Source organism: Acidimicrobiales bacterium, from assembly GCA_035533095.1.
GTDB lineage: Bacteria > Actinomycetota > Acidimicrobiia > Acidimicrobiales > Palsa-688 > DATLUM01.
Genome location: DATLUM010000011.1, coordinates 16,112 through 32,369, shown reverse-complemented (window position 1 = coordinate 32,369; position 16,258 = coordinate 16,112). Strand labels below are relative to the sequence as shown.

At 69.0% G+C, this 16,258-nt stretch carries 12 protein-coding genes; 5 read left to right on the top strand and 7 right to left on the bottom strand.

Annotated features, from left to right (window positions below):
• Positions 1-2 precede the first annotated feature (2 nt).
• Positions 3-932: a helix-turn-helix domain-containing protein gene (locus VNF71_01185; GenBank protein ID HVA73163.1), complete on the top strand. Its 930-nt coding sequence runs from the start codon at positions 3-5 to the stop codon at positions 930-932.
• A 72-nt stretch (positions 933-1,004) separates the two neighbouring features.
• Complete coding sequence (locus VNF71_01180) at positions 1,005-1,553, top strand: GNAT family N-acetyltransferase (protein ID HVA73162.1); 549 nt, start codon at positions 1,005-1,007, stop codon at positions 1,551-1,553.
• 14 nt (positions 1,554-1,567) lie between these two features.
• Here the strand turns inward: VNF71_01180 and VNF71_01175 are convergent, their stop codons facing one another.
• Both VNF71_01175 and VNF71_01170 read right to left on the bottom strand, forming a co-directional pair.
• Positions 1,568-2,095: an AAA family ATPase gene (locus VNF71_01175; GenBank protein ID HVA73161.1), complete on the bottom strand. Its 528-nt coding sequence runs from the start codon at positions 2,093-2,095 to the stop codon at positions 1,568-1,570.
• An 18-nt stretch (positions 2,096-2,113) separates the two neighbouring features.
• Complete coding sequence (locus VNF71_01170) at positions 2,114-3,760, bottom strand: DUF885 domain-containing protein (GenBank protein HVA73160.1); 1,647 nt, start codon at positions 3,758-3,760, stop codon at positions 2,114-2,116.
• Between the two features lie 96 nt (positions 3,761-3,856).
• On the opposite strand from VNF71_01170, the gene VNF71_01165 reads away from it, so the two are divergent.
• Positions 3,857-4,873 carry an alanine racemase gene (locus tag VNF71_01165; GenBank protein HVA73159.1) on the top strand — a complete coding sequence of 339 codons (1,017 nt, stop codon included), beginning with the start codon at positions 3,857-3,859 and terminating at the stop codon, positions 4,871-4,873.
• Positions 4,874-4,885: 12 nt separating this feature from the next.
• Here VNF71_01165 and VNF71_01160 read toward each other — a convergent pair whose 3' ends face one another.
• Positions 4,886-5,599 carry a hypothetical protein gene (locus tag VNF71_01160; protein ID HVA73158.1) on the bottom strand — a complete coding sequence of 238 codons (714 nt, stop codon included), beginning with the start codon at positions 5,597-5,599 and terminating at the stop codon, positions 4,886-4,888.
• Between the two features lie 9 nt (positions 5,600-5,608).
• Between VNF71_01160 and lhgO the strand changes: the two genes are divergently transcribed.
• Together lhgO and VNF71_01150 are read left to right on the top strand one after the other, a co-directional pair.
• Complete coding sequence (gene lhgO, locus VNF71_01155; GenBank protein HVA73157.1) at positions 5,609-6,775, top strand: L-2-hydroxyglutarate oxidase; 1,167 nt, start codon at positions 5,609-5,611, stop codon at positions 6,773-6,775.
• 9 nt (positions 6,776-6,784) lie between these two features.
• Positions 6,785-7,435 carry an alpha-ketoglutarate-dependent dioxygenase AlkB gene (locus VNF71_01150; protein HVA73156.1) on the top strand — a complete coding sequence of 217 codons (651 nt, stop codon included), beginning with the start codon at positions 6,785-6,787 and terminating at the stop codon, positions 7,433-7,435.
• 11 nt (positions 7,436-7,446) lie between these two features.
• Here the strand turns inward: VNF71_01150 and VNF71_01145 are convergent, their stop codons facing one another.
• The 4 genes from VNF71_01145 to VNF71_01130 form a co-directional block, all read right to left on the bottom strand.
• A complete protein-coding gene (locus VNF71_01145) occupies positions 7,447-10,461 on the bottom strand; it encodes a UPF0182 family protein (protein HVA73155.1) in 3,015 nt (1,004 codons plus the stop codon).
• 62 nt (positions 10,462-10,523) lie between these two features.
• Positions 10,524-12,338: a DivIVA domain-containing protein gene (locus VNF71_01140; protein ID HVA73154.1), complete on the bottom strand. Its 1,815-nt coding sequence runs from the start codon at positions 12,336-12,338 to the stop codon at positions 10,524-10,526.
• 9 nt (positions 12,339-12,347) lie between these two features.
• Positions 12,348-15,062: an ATP-binding protein gene (locus tag VNF71_01135; protein HVA73153.1), complete on the bottom strand. Its 2,715-nt coding sequence runs from the start codon at positions 15,060-15,062 to the stop codon at positions 12,348-12,350.
• Positions 15,049-16,236: a PDZ domain-containing protein gene (locus VNF71_01130; protein HVA73152.1), complete on the bottom strand. Its 1,188-nt coding sequence runs from the start codon at positions 16,234-16,236 to the stop codon at positions 15,049-15,051. Before VNF71_01130 ends, VNF71_01135 begins: the two co-directional genes overlap by 14 nt.
• Positions 16,237-16,258: the final 22 nt, after the last annotated feature.

The window sequence follows — 16,258 nt, the reverse complement described above, 5'->3', positions numbered from 1 at the left end:
CGATGGCGCCGCGACCGTCTCCCCAAACCGACAGGGTCGTGGACCTCATGGAGATGATCGCCTCCCGGCCCGAGCGCGGTGTCTCCCTCGCCGAAGTAACCCGGGGGCTGGGGGTGCACAAGGCGAGCTGCCACTCGATGCTGGCTTCGCTGGTGCGCGCGGGGTGGCTGCTGCGAGACCCGACGAGCAAGCTCTACGCGCTGGGACCGGCGGTCATACGACTCGGCACCGCCGCCGCATCCCGTTTCCCCGCGCTCGACGTGGCACGGCCCGCCATGGCGGAGCTGGCAGCGGAGACGGGCGGGCACGTGATCGCGTTCCAGGTCAATAGCGATCACGTCACGGTCGTGCACCAGGTCCGCAACCTCCGGGTGCCGGCGACACCCATGCGGCTCGGGATGGAGCTGCCGACCCGGCCCCCTTACGGGGCGGCCCTGATCGCGTTTGCAGGCAGCGAGGAGCAATCCCGGTGGCTGTCTGGACTGCCCGAGGACGCGCAGCAGCGCTACCGGCGGGCGCTGGCCGCGACCCGGCGGCGGGGATACGCCGTGGGGTTGCACGTGCTGCCCGACATCCGCCTCCAAGAGCTCGCGTCGCTCATCCGGGCGGCGGAGACGGGCAGCCGGGCGACCGGGCGCGCCGAGGGTCGGCGCGGTGGCGCCAGCCGCCTGAGCGACCTCGCCGGTGCGCTCACGGAAGAGCTGATCCACCGGGAGGAGTGGTTCCTGTCGTCGATCACCGCCTCCCGGCAGTACGACGTGAGCCATGTCGACTCGCCCGTGTTCGGACCGGACGGGAAGGTGGCGCTGATGCTGAGCTTGGTGCCGGTGCCGTCGCCGCAGAGCGGGGCGCAGGTGACTGCTCTGGGTGGACGCCTGCTCGAGAGCACACGCCGGCTGAGCGGCGCACTGGGAGGGGCGGCCACAGCCTGACCGCCACGACTTCCTCGAGTTATTCGCTCGCCGGCTGAGCCCGCCGTCGTTACCGTCGCGTGCGTGCCAGCCATGGTCGAAGTAGCCATCCGAACCGCTACCTGCGACGACGCCGGAGCCATAGGCGCGCTGCACGCGGACAGCTGGCGCCGCAACTATCGCGGGGCCTACTCCGACGAGTTCCTCGACGGTGACGTCCTCGCCGACCGCGAAACGGTGTGGTCCGAACGGCTGAACCGCGACAGCGGTGGTACGGCGACCTTCGTGGCCCAAGCCGCCGGCAGCACCGACCTCGCCGGCTTCGCGCACCTCGCCTTCGACGCTGACCCGAAGTGGGGTTGCCTCCTCGACAACCTCCATGTAGCGCACGGCCTGAAGAGGTCCGGCATAGGCACACGGCTGATCGCCGAGGCTGCCAGCCAGGCCTTGCGGCACCACCAGCTGCTCCACCTGTATGTCCTGGAGCAGAACACCAACGCTCGAGCCTTCTACCAGGCCCGCGGCGGCAGGTTCGTCGAGGCGTCCTTCGTGTCGGCACCCGGAGGCCTCGCCAGCCGGCTCAACGGCTCGCCAAGAGGCCATCTCTATGTCTGGGACGACCCCTCGATCCTCCTCAGCTAGCCCGTCGGTACTCCTCAGCTGGCAAGGAAGTCCCGCACCTCCGCCGGCGAGCGCAACCTCACGACGGTGAGCTTGTCCCACGCCCCGCCGGTGATGGCCTCGTCGTATCGCGCCTTGTACGCCGAATGCTGAGTCCAGGCCCACCGCAGTATCGACTTCTCGGGGTCGCGCCGCAGGAGGTTCTTGAGGCTCTCGCGGTTGCCGTTCCACAGCTCCTTGCGCATCAGGCCACGCCACAGCGTCCGGCGAAAGAGCTGGCGCATCACCACAGAGCGGGGGAAGTCGATCCACACGACCGTGTCGGCGCGGCCCAGAGAAGCCTGGCCCAGACGCGAGTAGTAGTTGCCGTCCACCACCCACGTGTCCCCTGCGACGATCTCGGCGATGCGCGACCGGAACTCGTCGTCAGGAAGCGCTGTCCAACCCGACTGGTGGTAGATGGAGTCGAGCTCCACGTGTGGAGCGCCGAGCTTCGATGCCAGCGCGCGAGCGAGGGTGGTCTTGCCCGAACCCGAGTTTCCCACTACCCATACACGACGCATGCAATGAAACCCGGACGTTCACTCGCCGGCGAGGCTCGCCAGCTCCCTCTCCAAAGCGTCGAGGCCGAGAGGTCCGAGACCGAGGGCCGCCGTGTGCCAACGCTTCAGGTCGAACCTGGAGCCTGCGGCTCGCCGCGCCTGGTCTCGTCCCGCGAGCCAGCTCCTCTCCCCCAGCTTGTAGCAGGTGGCCTGTGCCGGCATCGAGAGATAGCGGTCGATCTCGCTCGAGCACATGCCGCGGTTCTGGCCCGACGCCGCCTCTATGAAATCCACGGCGATCTCGTAGTTCCACTGCGAACCGGCACCCACCCCCGGCCAGTCGGGCGGGATGCGGCGCGAAGTGTGCAGCCCGATGTCAACGACCACCCGCGCCGCCCTGAACGCCTGCATCGACAGGAACCCCAGCCGGTACTCCGGCTTGTCGAACCCGCCGATCTCGTCCATGAACCGCTCCGCGTACAACGCCCACCCCTCGCCGTGGGCGGAATTGAACCCGAGCTTCTGGGCGCGGGTCAGCTCCATCATCCGCACAGCGCCGACCTGCAGGTGGTGGCCCGGAACCGCCTCGTGGAAGACGATGCTCGGCAGGTCCCACGTCGTGAACCACGTCCGCCCGATCGTCGGGAACCAGATCCGCCCCGGACGCACGAAGCCGTCACCGGGAGGGGTGTAGTGAGGCGCGGCCGCGCTTCCCTCCGGGGGTATCCCGACCTCGCAGCGGCGCAACGGCTCTGCGATGTCGAAGTGCACCCCATCCAACGACTCGATCGTCCGGTCGGTGAGATCCTGCAACCAAATCTTCCACGCGTCCACTCCCTCGATGCCGCGGGAGCGGTCCTCGCCCAGCATCTCCACCACCTCGCGGTAGCTCGCTCCGGGGACGACGCGGTCAGCCTCAACCGCCTTCTCCGCCTCCAGGCGGCCGAGCTCCTCCCATCCCCAGCGGTAGGCGTCCTCGACGTCGAGCTCCGCCCCGAGGCTGTAGCGCGCCCAGACGCGGTAGCGCTCCTCCCCCACCCCGTATCTCTCGGCCGCGGCGGCGAGGTACTCGTCGCGCAGCCACTGTCCCAGCTGAAAGTACGCTGCGTCGGCCGGTCCCGCCGCGCCCTGCAGCCGCGCCGACAACGGACCGTCGCCGTACGCAGCGGCCATCGACGAGAACCAGCCGTTAGCAGACCAGGTCGCGCACTGGTGGGCCACCGATCTCACCGAACGCTGGGAAGCCACACGCCCCGCGGCCATGCCCTGGCCGAGCATCGTCCTGTACCCATCGAGCGCGCCGGGCACGAGGAGCAGCCTCTCGAGCACGCCTTCCCAGTCATCGTCGGAGCCTTTCGGCAATAGGTCAAACGACTGGCGGATCGCGGCCTGCGGCCCCGCCAGCGCGCTCACCTGGCGATCCTCCTCGCCCGCGTCATGCAGTGCCAGCGAACCTTGCAACTGCTCGGCCAGGAACAGCCGTCCGAGCCTCCCCTTCTCGTCGACGGGATCGGCGGACGCGAGCTCGCGAAGGGTCGAGCGCATCAGATCCGCCCGGGCGTCGGAGCCGGCGGGCGAGTAGTCGGTCAGAGCGGCCGGGGCCTCGATGCCGGCGAACACCGCCCAGATCGGGTTGAGGCGTGCCATCTCCCGTACGTGGCGCTCCGACACCTCCGCGACCGTCACGAACGCCCACCTCCCACGAAGAGGGAACGATAAGGCCGGGGCGGGCATCAATCAACCAGGGGCGACCGCAGGTTGGCCGGGATAGGGTTGGCCGAGATGCCAGCCGTCGAAGACCTCCAGACCCCGGCGCTGCTCGTGGACGCCGGCGCCTTCAAGTCCAACATCGCAACGATGTCCTGGGCTCTTCCCGGCGCAAGGCTGAGGCCGCACGTGAAGGCCCACAAGTGCACCGAGCTCGCACGACGTCAGGCGGAGGCAGGTCACCGCACGTTCTGCGCGGCGACGATCAAAGAGATGGAGGCGATGGCTGCGGCCGGTCTCGGCGAGGACCTCCTGCTCGCCAACGAGGTTGTCGACGCCTCACGGCTGTCCCCCCTCGTCCGGAACGGCGCTCGGGTCACCGTCGCCGTGGACTCCGACGAGACAGTCGACGCGGCGAAGCGGGCCGGTGTCCGCGAGGTTCTCATCGACGTCAACGTCGGCCTCCCCCGCTGCGGCTGCGACCCCGACAGCGCCGCCAAGCTGGCCGATGCGGCGCGCGCCGCGGGCCTCGAGGTGCGCGGTGTGATGGGATACGAGGGCCACGCGGTGGGGCTTGCCGACCGAGCGGAGCGGACCCGCCAGGTCGAGGAAGCGATGGGCGTCCTCGCCAAGGCGCACGCGCAGGTTGGCGGCGACATCGTGTCCGCCGGAGGCACCGGGAGCTACGACATCAACAGGGTTGCCAACGAGATCCAAGCGGGCTCCTATGCGCTCATGGACACGGCGTACGCCGCTCTCGGCCTGCCGTTCGCGAACGCGCTCACGGTCATCGCCACCGTGATCTCCGTCAACCATGCGGGTTGGGCCGTGGCCGATTGCGGGCTCAAGGCGCTCGGGATGGACCACGGCAACCCTTCCATGGCCGACGGGTCGCTGGTGTGGTTCTGCTCCGACGAGCACATCACGTTCTCGCCGCCGGAGGGCGGCTCGCTCCCGAGGGTCGGCGACCGCGTCCAGGTAGTGCCGGCGCACGTCGACCCGACCGTGGCGTACCACGAGTACCTGCACGTGTACGACCCGGGGACGAACAAGGTGGAAGAGGTGTGGCCGGTCGACATGCGCGGCTGGTGACGCGCTTGCGTTCTAGACAGACCGCGCGGCGCCAACCAGTTCGTCGATGACGGCGAGCGCGTCGTACTTGCGCTCGAAAGGACCCCAGTACATCGAAGTCTGCGCGCCCTGCCTGTAGCCGGCGGAGTCGACGAGGACGCGCCGGTGGCTGGTTGCGACCAAGCTCGCCGCCGACTCACCCGCTTCGGTCTTCGACAGGACCCGCCCGGTGATGGCAACCTGGGCGAGCCGCGCTGTCTCGAGGACCAGGGGGGTGACGTCGCGGCGCAGGACCAGCAGGCCCTTCTTGCCCGATGCGATGGCGGCGAGCCGGTCGAGCGCCCAGGCGCGCAGCACGGCCGCGTCCTCCCAGACGACCGGCCAGTCGGGACCGAACAGCGGCATCGGATCGTTGCGCAGGATCGCCCAGGTCAGTGGCGTCGCCAGCTGAGACGGCCGCGTGACCGCGCGGGGGCCGCCCGACACCTCCTCCCAGGTGGTGTGCCACACGACGGCAGTTCGCCCGGCGCGGGCCATCGCTTTCTCCGCCCGGTGCAACCTCGAGGCCTTGTCGGCATCGGGGAGTGAGTCGGCTACCACCACCAGGTCGACGTTGCTCTGCCGCTGGCTGAAATCGCCGAGCGCGAGGGAGCCGACCGCGTAGACCGCCGCCACCGAACCGCCTTGCTCTCGCCGGAGCAGGTCGACGTAGGCGTCGACGGGCCCCGCCACCACCTGGGGCATCATGGGTCCAGTATGGATCGCTGCGCGGTTGTGGGGGCGGGGATCGTCGGGTTGGCGACCGCCCGGGAGATCAGCCGGCGGGGGTACGAGGTGGTGGTCCTGGAAAAAGAGGGCGCGGTGGCGCGCCACCAGACCTCGCACAACTCGGGCGTTGTGCACGCGGGCATCTACTACGCGCCGGGATCTCTCAAGGCTCAACTGTGCTCACGCGGCCGCGCCCTGCTGAAGGAGTACTGCGAGGCGCACGCGATCACCTACGTCGAGTGCGGCAAGGTGGTCGTGGCCCGCGACGGGAGCGAGATCCCGGCGCTGCGCCAGCTCGAGGCGCGAGCGACCGCCAACGCGGTCCCGGACCTCCGCTGGCTCGGCCCTGGCGCGCTGGAGCAGGTCGAGCCCCACGCGTGTGGCGTCGCCGCCCTGCACTCGCCGCGCACTGCCATCGTCGACTTCGAGGAGGTCGCGCGCTCACTGGCCGGCGACCTCGATGTCCGCCTCGGGTTCGAGGTGACCGGTTTCGTGCCGGCGGGCGGCGGCGTGACCGTCACCGGATCCGGCGGTGAGATCCAGGTGGACAAGGTGGTGGTCTGCGCCGGCCTGCAGTCCGATCGGGTCGCCGCGCTCGCCGGCGACACCGACGGGCCGGCGATCGTCGCGTTCAGAGGCGAGTACTGGCAGCTGCTCCCGGGCCGGCGCGACCTGGTGCGGGGTCTCCTCTACCCAGTGCCGGACCCGGCCTACCCGTTTCTGGGGGTGCACTTCACGCGCCGGGTCGACGGAAGCGTCGACGTCGGGCCGAACGCGGTGCTCGCATTCGCGCGGGAGGGCTACCGCCGCCGCGATGTTTCGCTGAGCTACCTCTCGCGCTCGATCGGCGATCCCGGCTTCCGCGCGATGGCGCGCAAGCACTGGCGGCCCGGCCTGGCGGAGATGCGAGGGTCTTTCTCCAAACGGGCATTCGTGTCGGCGGCGCAGAGGTTGGTGCCCGAGCTTCGGCCCGAGGACCTCGTGGCGGCGGCGGCGGGGGTGCGCGCGCAGGCGGTGGACCGCGACGGGTCTCTGGTCGACGACTTCCGCATCGGCGGCTCCGGGGCGGTCGTCACGGTCCGCAACGCCCCGTCGCCGGCGGCGACCTCCTCCCTGGCCATAGCCGAGGTGGTGACCGAACACCTGTTCGGCTAACCTGGGCGCATGCTCCAGGGGAGCCTGTTCGCCAGCGGCCCTGTCGGGGTCAGGCCTTCACCGGTGTTCGAGCGGATCGACCTCGGTGGCGGCGCCTGGGTCGACGTCGCGAGGGACTGGCTCGGCGGGGCGGACGACCTCATGGGGCGGCTGGCATCCACAGTGGACTGGAGGCATCACCGCCGGCGCATGTACGACCGTGTCGTCGACGAGCCGCGGCTGAGTCGCTGGTACCGCTCAGGGGAGGCCCTGCCCGACGAGGCGCTGGCCTGGTTCCGCGTGGCCGTCGGCCGGCGCTACCGGGTGCGGTTCGCCGCGATGGGTCTCAACTACTACCGCGACGGGCGCGACAGCGTCGCCTTTCACTCTGACCGGGAGTTGCGCCACCTCGACGACACCCTGGTCGCGATAGTCACCCTCGGAGCGGAGCGCCCGTTCCTGCTGCGCCCCGCCGGCGGCGGGCGCTCGATCGACATACGGCCGGCGTCGGGTGACCTGCTCGTGATGGGCGGTTCGTGCCAGCTGGGCTGGGAGCACGCCGTCCCTAAGGTCGCCTCGGGGGCGGGGCCGAGGATCAGCGCGTCGATCCGCTGGGCGCGCCTGGGCGGCCCCGAGATGGAGTGGGCGCCGCCCGACCGGTCCCGCAATGCCGCCGGGTGATCGCAGGCTGACTACTTGCCGCCCGAGTTTTGGAGCTGCACGGCTTTGTTGATATCCGCAAGAGCCTGGTTGACGTCCGCCTGGTAGGTCGCCAGATCACCGTTCTTCAGGGCGGAATTCGCGGCGTTGAGAGACGTCTGAGCCTGTGCGAGCAACGAGGCTACGGTTGGCGACCCGCTTGACGGCGGGGTGGTCGTGGTCGGGGAGCTCGGGTTGGTGCTGCCGGGGGTGCTCGGGGTCACCAGCGGCTTGGCGTTCGCCGCGCTGGTGTTGCAGTAGTTGGAGAACGGCTGCGATCCGTCAGGGTTGGTCACCTGGCAAAGCGCGTTGTCGAGCGACGCGTTGGAGCTGTGGTAAGCGGTCTGGTTGTAGACGACGATCACGTCTTTGAGCGTCGGCACCTGATTGCTCGACGACTCCACGTAGACGGGCTGCACATACAGGAGGGTCTGGTCGATCGGCACGATCGCCACCTCGCCCAGCTCCACGGTCGAGCCGTTCTGGTTGAGGAACGACAGCTCTGTCGAAATCGACACGTTCGACCTGATGGCGTTCGCGATGAGCGCCGGGCCGTCAACGTTCTGGCCTGCAGGGGTCACGAACAACCGGAGCGTTCCGTAGTCGCTCGGGTCCGACGACGCGGTCATGAAGGCCGTGAGGTTCTGCCGTTCTGTCGACGATGAGTACGGCACGTACGGTGTCAGCATCATGAAGCTCTGCTGGGTCTTCCCCGGCAGGTGCGCGAGCACGTACTGCGGTTGCAACCTCGCCACGGGCGGCGGACCGAGCTGGCCGTTCGCTCCGAGGACGCTTTGGCCGATCTGGCTGTTCTGGGTGAGCTGGCCGCTGCCGGGATCCGGGGAGACCGCCCATGACTGCGCCTGGGTGTAGAACCCGCTCGCGTCGGTGAGGTGGTAGCGCCCGTACATGTTGGTCTGGACCCTGAAGATGTCCTCGGGGTAGCGGAAATGGTCGACGATCCCGGGGATGATCGAGTTCGCCTTGGATATGGGCGTGAACAGGTCGGGGAACGCCCGTTCGTAGACCTTGATGATCGGGTCGTCGGTGTTGGTGACGAAGAAGTGCATCGAACCGTCGAAGGCGCTGACGACCACCTTCACGGAGTTTCGCACGTAGTTGAACGAAGACGAGAGCCCGCTGTTGGCCGGCACCCGGTCGGTGTTGGCGTTCTGCGAGTAGGGGTAGTTGTCGGTCGTCGTGTACGCGTCCACGACCCAGTAGACCTGCTTGTCGACGATCACGGCGTAGGGGTCGGCGTCGTACTTGAGGAACGGGGCGGCCTTGCGGACCCTGTCGTTGATGTTGCGGATGTACATCACCCGCGACGAGGGTGTGATCTGGCCGGAGAGGACGAAGTTGGCATCCCGGAATCGCAGGGCGAAGGCGGCTCGGCGGATGATGCCCCCTGCTGTCACACCACCGCGGCCGGTGTAGCGCGATGTCACCTGGACGTTGTTCTTGCTCTCGTAGTCCAGCTCGGCCGTCTTCGAGGCGGCAATGACATAGCCGCCGGTGTCGGTGCCGACGCCGTAGTAGATCTCCGATCCGTTGGTCGACAGGGTGGGGTCGCCTTGCGGGGGCAGCTCCGACAGCGAGAAGTTCGGCGTCCCGTCAGCGTTGACGCCGCTCTGGCTGATGGGAGCGACGACTGCTCCGTACCCGTGGGTGTATTCCAGGTGCTGGTTGACGAACCCCGACGGGACCGACGAGTTGAGCTCGCGCACCGACGCGATGGTGGCGGTCAGCTGCGGGTTGCCCGATCCGGTGGGGTCGAGGAGGTAGCGGTCCAGGTCGAGGTCGTTGAACTGGTAGTAGGCGCGCTGCGCTTGGTACTTGTCGAACGTGTTCTTGAGGTTGACCGAAGGGTCGAGCAGCCTGACGTTGGCGAGGGTCTGCTGGTTCGCCTGCTCCTGAGTAGTGTTGCCCTGGATCTCGGCCTGGGTCACCGTCGGCGAGTAGTTGTAGCCGGTGTCCACCTTTACGTTGTTCAGCCCGTACGCCGCACGCGTCGCGCTGATGTTGCGCTGGATGTAGGGCGCCTCCTTGGTCAGCTCGGACGGGCTGACACGCAGCGCCTGGTACAGGGCGGGGTACGCGGCGCCGACGAGCACGTAGACGAGGAACCACAGGGCGACAGCGACGGTGGGCAAGGTCCAGCCCCGCTGGCGGATGTTGATCAGGAATAGCGCCGCTGCGATGGCTGCGATCGCGATGAGAAGGGTCCGCGCCGGCAGGTCGGCGTGCACGTTCGTGGCGGTCGCGCCGTTGACCACGTGGTCGCGGCTCAGCACCAGCTCGAGACGCTGGAAGTAGTAGTCGACCCCTTTCACGAGAGCGAGCACGCCGAGCAGTACGGACAGGTGGGTCTTGACCGCCGCGGTCACCCGGCGCTGGCCCCCCTGCACGTGGATGCCGCCGTTGAGGTAGTGGGCGACGGCAGTGACCACGAGGATGATCGCCAGTGCCTCGAACGTCCAACCGATGAGGAACTTGATGAACGGCAGCTCGAACACGTAGAAACCGACGTCCTTGTGGAACTGCGGGTCCTTGATGCCGAAGCTGACGTGGTAGCGGAGCAGGTCCCAGTTGTTCCATTCGCGGTTGGCCCCGATTCCCGCGAGCAGGGCGAACACCAGCGCAATCGCGATCCGGACGATCCGGCCACGGGGCATGACGAGGTCCCGGTAACGGGATACGAGCTCGTCGCTCTGGCCGAGCGCCAGGTCCGACGGCGCGTAGCGGTCGGCGACGACCAGGTTCACCCACATCAGCACGAAGAAGATCGCCACGAACACGATGGCCAGCAGCACCTTGGTGAGGAGCACGCCCCGGAACACCGACGTGAAACCGACCGACTGGAACCAGAGGTAGTCGGTCCAGAAGCGCGCTATCCCGCTGAGCGACGCGACGACCACGACCAGCACCACGACGACGATCGCGGCGATGACCCGGGACCGGCGCGAGGCACGCGGCAGCCTGCGCGGCATGTCGGAGGGGATACGCATGCGGATGGGGAGCCTAGGGGATCAGCGCTGAGCATCCCTGTCGGCGCTCGCCCCCTCGCGTGTCAGCCGGTCACGGGCACCAGAAGGCACCGGCAGCCGGTGTGGGCCGGCGGGTGGGCCTGCCCGGTCGGGAAGGGCTCCCCCTTCGGCAGTTCGCCGGCGAGCGCGTCGTCGTCGCAGTCCGGGCAGGGACCGTCGATGTCGTCAGCGATCCACCTCATGCGGGCTCCGTCCGGGACGGCGTGCCAGGTGCCCCGCGCGAAGGCCGCGGAGAGCGCGTCGCCGGCGACGCGCTCGATGCGCTGGCTCTTCCACTCGCGGTATGCGGCGCCGATCGACTCGATGAGCACCGCCTGGTCTTCCGACGCGCCCGCGCCTATGGCTTGCTCGAGCCGCCGCCGCAGCGGGGCCACGATCGCATCGGCGGCTTCGCCGGCGACCGAGATGACGTCGGGCGCGTCCCCGCTCTTCGAGCCGGAGACCGCCGCCGCGAACTGTGCGCCAGCAGTGGCGGCCTGGTTGATGAGCGGCATCGCTGCCTTCGCATAGCGCTCGCGGTGCGAGTCGGCCGCAGGCAAAAGCGCGTCGGCGGTGACCTCGGAGCGGAGGCCGCGCAGGCGGTCGAGAAGGTCGTTTTGCTCGTCCTGCAGCGCGCGCTTGAGCTTGCGGGTGAGCGACACGTCGAGGTTCCCCATCGCCTGTTCGCGCTTCTGCAGCCAGGTTTCGTCACCGCGCTGCGCCGCTTCGGTTGATGCCTCGGCGGTCGTGGCCTGCGCGCCGGCGGGGGCGTCACTCGAAGCCTCCGAGCGATCCTCGTCGGCCGCTCCCGTGGATGCGGCCCTTTCACGACTGCCGCTGCCGGCACGGATCTTGGCGAAGAGCTGGTCGACCGGTGACTTGTCACCGCCGCTCGCCATCTCGGCAGCGGCCTCGACGACCGCCACCTCGAGGACCGCCACCTCGCCGGCCACCCCGCCGGCACCCGGCTCTTCGGAAGCTGTCTCGAGATCCGGGACGACCCTCAAGTGCGGTACGGGGTCGTGGTCCTCCTCGGGCTCGGTCGCCCCGCCGGCGGCTGGGTGCTCGACCGCGGCCGCGATTGCAGCGGCGCCGGAGCCGCCGGAGCCGCCCTGGGTGGCGTTGCCCGGCGCCGCCGCCGGCGAATGCTCCGTCTCGCGGTTGAGCTTGCGGCCCACCTCGTCGGCAGCTGCGCGTGCTTCGGCATCCGCCTTCGTCAACTCTTCCTGGGCTTCTTCCAGCGTCCTGCGCACTACCGCGTAGCTCTCCAGAAGCCTCTCTCGTCCCGCACGCAGCTGCTCGATCTGGACCGTGGCGACCCGCCGGCGCCGGCTGAGGTCCTCGAGGATCTTCTCCCTCGTCGCGTTGGCACCCTCGATGGTGAGCGTCCGGTCCTGGTCCGCCTTGGCGCGGATCTGCTCCGCCTCGGCGCGCACCCGCTCGAGGATCCGCTCCGCCTCGGTACGCGCTTCGTCGACTATCGCCGCGGCGGCCTCCTCCGCTTCCTTCGTCTTCTCGCCGAGCAAGCCTTCGGATTCGAGCCTGATGCGGTCTGCGTCCTCCGCGGCCTTGTTGCGAAGGTCCGCGGCTGAGGCACGCGCCGTGCGCAGGATCGCCGCGGTCTCCTCGCCAACCGCCGCCATGAGAGTTTCCTCGTCCAGGACCGGAGGCCGTGCGGCCCTCTCCTCCGCCGAGTGCCACTGTGACTCGAACCGCTCCGCCTGCTCGCGCAACGACCGGATCTCCGCCGCCAACCGGTTCAAAAAGTCTCTTACCTCGGACTGGTCGTAACCGCGGAAACCGACAGTGAACGCCCTGGCGTGGATCGATTCAGGTGTGAGAGACGGATCGGGCGCCATGCCCTCAGCCTAGGACCGCGGGGATGCCGCGATGGTTGATGTATGAAGGTCCCGGGCGGCAGGAAGCCTTATGACGAAGGTGCTTCCGCGACCGAGGAAAGACCTGCAACGCACATCGCCGCCGTGGCCCTCCGCCACCCTCTGCACGAGTGTGAGCCCGAGCCCCAATCCACCGAAGTGACGGGTGTCGGATCCGTCCGCCTGCACGAAGTCGACGAACATCAATGCCGGCTGATCGGCGGTCATACCCTGACCGTGATCGGACACCGCGATCTCCACCCACTCCTGGCCGTGATCCGAACCGTTGCTTCCCGGCCCGCTCGCCCTCGCGGCGGAGACCACGATCCGTCCCCCGTCGGGCGAGAACTTGACCGCGTTGCCGATGAGCTCGTCGATCGCGCGCGACAACCAGCGCCGGTCGGCGATGACCGCGGGGACGTGGCGCCCGACACGCCTGCCGAGACTGACGTTTGGGGGGAGCCTTTCCGACCACGCCCCGGTGACGCTCTTGACCAGGCCGCGCACGTCGACGATCTCGGACCTGAGCATGAGCCTCCCCGCGCCGCTGGTTGCGGAGAACTCGAGCATCTCGACGATCCGTTCGAGCTGGCGAGACGCACGGAGGATCTCGGAGTGCCAGGTCGCGGCCCGCTGCGGAGAGGTGTCGCCGCGGCGCATGAGCAGGTCTGCGTAGCCGGCGATGGCCGTTAGCGGTGTGCGCAGCTCGTGCCCGACACGAGAGAGGAACTGGCTTTTCATGCGCTCCACCTCGCGCTCGCCGCGGAGGTCGCGCAGCACGAGCACGCTGCCGACCAGCTCGCCTGCCGGACCGCGGACGGCGCCGGAGGAGACCGCAACAGGAACCTCGCCGTGGTCGACCGTCGAGATCGTGGCGATGCGTGACCACCGCGACGGGCCGGGCTCCGCGAGGCGCGGTCCCAGCGACGAGCCGTCCTCGGCCTGCAGTTCGACGACCTGATCGACCCTCAGGCCGAGAGCCGACGCCGCGTCCGTACCGGTGAGCTCTTCGGCGGCGCGGTTGAAGTCGGTGATGCGGCCCGCCGCGTCCACGGCTACGAGAGCGTCGGTCATGCCCGCGACAACCGCCTCCATGCGGTTGCGGAGGCGGGTCTCGTCGTCGGCCGCTTGGCGGAGGGCCGACGCCTGCTCCTCGACGGAATCGAGCATCGAGTTGAAGACCCCGGCGAGCACGGACACCTCGTCGTCGCCGCGTACCTCCGAACGCAGCGAGGTGTCCCCCTGGCTGACCCGCGACGCGACCTGCGTCAGACGCCGCACACCGGAGGTGATCCGGTCACCGACGAACACCGCGAGCCCGAGCGCGAGGACGGTGCCCCCCAGCGCGATCAGGAACAACGTGCGGTAGAGCTGCGTCCGGGTCGAAAGGGCGTTGGTCGCGGACGACACCAGCAGCACCGTGAGCGGCGGGGACCCTGCTGCCACCGCGACGGGTTCCGAGCTGACGAGGACATCGCCGATCGCGCGGGTTCCGGTGGCCTGGAGCGAGGAGTTGAGCGTCCGCGCCGGCGGGAGGACGCCCGTGTACGCGAGCACCGAGCGGGAGGAGACGAGCGCGATGGTGGGAACGGCGTCCACCCTCGACCTCGAAGCGAGGTAGGCGTCGTCCAGTGGGTTGGCACTGACGACCTCTCCGAGCACCTGACTGGAGCCGTTCTCGCAGACGGGCGTGGCCGCGGCGGTCCACACCGCGGACATCTCGATGAGGACGCCCTGCGCCGGCACGGTCTGGCCGGTGGGTACACAGGAGAACCCGATCGCCTGGAGGTCGCGGACCAAGGCGGCCGCGACCGTGTTGTCCAACTGACCGGCCGCAGCGGCGATCGTCCCATGAGGATCGGCGTACGCGTACCCGCCGGGGAAGAGGCTGCTCAGCGCCTGAAGCGATCTCGACACCGCCGCAGCGGCCGCAGCCGGCGGTGTCGCGCCCGGGGCATCGGAGCCGATTCCGATCAGCGGACCGGAGTTGGCGCCTGTGAACTCGACCGAGAGCTGCCGGGCGGCGAACCTCGCGTCCTTCAGAGCGTTCTCCACCATGACGTCGATTTGCGAGTTCTCGGTGCGCGCGCTGGTGTTCAGCTGGTTGAGCGCATCGCGCTGCAGTGACGACGAGATGACTGCTGACAGCGCCACCGCCAGGACGACCACGACGAGAAGGAGCGTGGTGGCGGCGCTCGCCGCGACAGTCGCCGCCACTGAGTGCCTGCTGACTCCCAGGATGGTCGCCCCGATCGCGGCGCTGCCGGCGACAAGCAGCCCGTCGAGGATCCGTCCCGACACCGGCAGCATCTCGGTCACGCCCGCCGCGGCCCAAGAGAGCGCTGCGACGACGAGCAGGATGCGGTGCCAGCGGCTCGCCGACCAGACGAATGCCGAGGGGAGCAACGCTGCGCCCGAGCAGATCCGGGCCACGCCCAGAGCACCGTCGGGGTCACCCGTCACGATGAGCGAACCGTGCGCGAACGCGGCGGCTCCTGCGATCACGAATCCCAGGACCGCGACCGCCCCGGCTGCAGATATCTCGCGGTAACTCCCGGCCGTCATCACTGAGAACACCGGGCGCACACCCGGAGGGCGCAGCACGGCGAGCGCGATCCCCGAGGCCGCCACGATCAGCGTTATGAACTCGGCAGCGAACTGGATCTGGGTGTCGGTCAGCGACATGTGCAGGTCACCCCGGACCATTCTGGCCGCTGGCCACCGGCGGTATGCGACCACCGAGCGACTTCAGAATCTGCAGGGTCTGCTCCAGCGACGAGACCGCGTACACCTTCATCGAGCCGGCTTGGCTGCGAGCGGCGGCCAGCTCCTGGGAGGGGACGAAGAAGACCTGAGCCCCCGCCTTCCTTACGGCGAAGGCCTTTTGCGCCACTCCACCTACGTCGCCGACGGTCCCGTCGAAGGAGATCGTCCCGGTCGCCGCTACGCGATGCCCCCCGGTCAGCTGCCCACCGGAGAGCACGTCCAGCAAGCCGAGTGTCAGAGCGAGGCCGGCCGACGGCCCGCCGATGTCACCGACGTCGATGTTCACGTCGAAGGGGAGTGTGAAAGTGGTGTCGGTCTGGGCCACGATGCCGAGGAAAGGCTTGGAGGGATCGGCCTTCTGCGGAGGCAAAGCCGGTGTTCCTTCCAGTCGCGCGTTGAGCTCGAGTGTGTGGTTCGCCCCCCGCGAGTCCTGCCTCCTCACCGTGATGGAAACCTTGTCACCCGGCTTGTGCGCGTGCAGGTCCGCCACCAGCTGGTTGGCGGTGTGCACCGGGACCCCGTCGAGAGCGGTGATCACGTCGGCGCACTGAAGGCCCGCAGCTGCAGCAGGCGACCCCGGTTGGACCTGGTAGAGCTGGGCACCCAGATCGTTTTCGGTCACCTTGTAGCCGAGACGGCGAACGGCGACGACCGCGGCGGACGACGTCGAACCCTGCATCTGCTGGGTGTCCTGGCATCCGAGCTGCGACTGCGGTGTCGAGCCGAGGACCGCACCGCGCGGCACGAGTTGGGCGCCGTCGTTGACCGTGTTGAGCAGCCCGATCTTGTCGAGCAGGTATTCGAGCGGTGTCGCCGGGCCGACGAGCACGTCGACCATGTAGAGGCGCCCGCTGACCGAATGCGCCTTGCCCGCAGGCACCTCGAGACGCGCGCACGGCGTACCGTCGGGGAGCACCAGGTCGCCGCCCTGCTGAGGCGAGCGGCAGAGGTTGCTGGTGGTGATGGTGGGGGCTGTCCCGGGGGAGAAGATGTAATAGCCGTGCGCGCCGGTGTCCAACAACGCTAAGACGTCGGCGATCAGGACCACCGCGATGGCGAGCGACAGCCAGCCGATCGCCGGCCGCAGGGTTGCCTTCCACCTCGGTCCGCTCATTCGGACCGGTCCTGTAACATCG

Excerpts from the sequence above, each read along its gene's own strand:
- VNF71_01185 (HVA73163.1), top strand. The coding sequence starts at position 3 with ATGGCGCCGCGACCGTCTCCCCAAACCGACAGGGTCGTGGACCTCATG.
- VNF71_01180 (HVA73162.1), top strand. The coding sequence starts at position 1,005 with ATGGTCGAAGTAGCCATCCGAACCGCTACCTGCGACGACGCCGGAGCC.
- VNF71_01175 (HVA73161.1), bottom strand. The coding sequence starts at position 2,095 with ATGCGTCGTGTATGGGTAGTGGGAAACTCGGGTTCGGGCAAGACCACC.
- VNF71_01165 (HVA73159.1), top strand. The coding sequence starts at position 3,857 with ATGCCAGCCGTCGAAGACCTCCAGACCCCGGCGCTGCTCGTGGACGCC.
- VNF71_01160 (HVA73158.1), bottom strand. The coding sequence starts at position 5,599 with ATGATGCCCCAGGTGGTGGCGGGGCCCGTCGACGCCTACGTCGACCTG.
- lhgO (HVA73157.1), top strand. The coding sequence starts at position 5,609 with ATGGATCGCTGCGCGGTTGTGGGGGCGGGGATCGTCGGGTTGGCGACC.
- VNF71_01150 (HVA73156.1), top strand. The coding sequence starts at position 6,785 with ATGCTCCAGGGGAGCCTGTTCGCCAGCGGCCCTGTCGGGGTCAGGCCT.
- VNF71_01145 (HVA73155.1), bottom strand. The coding sequence starts at position 10,461 with ATGCGTATCCCCTCCGACATGCCGCGCAGGCTGCCGCGTGCCTCGCGC.
- VNF71_01140 (HVA73154.1), bottom strand. The coding sequence starts at position 12,338 with ATGGCGCCCGATCCGTCTCTCACACCTGAATCGATCCACGCCAGGGCG.
- VNF71_01135 (HVA73153.1), bottom strand. The coding sequence starts at position 15,062 with ATGGTCCGGGGTGACCTGCACATGTCGCTGACCGACACCCAGATCCAG.
- VNF71_01130 (HVA73152.1), bottom strand. The coding sequence starts at position 16,236 with ATGAGCGGACCGAGGTGGAAGGCAACCCTGCGGCCGGCGATCGGCTGG.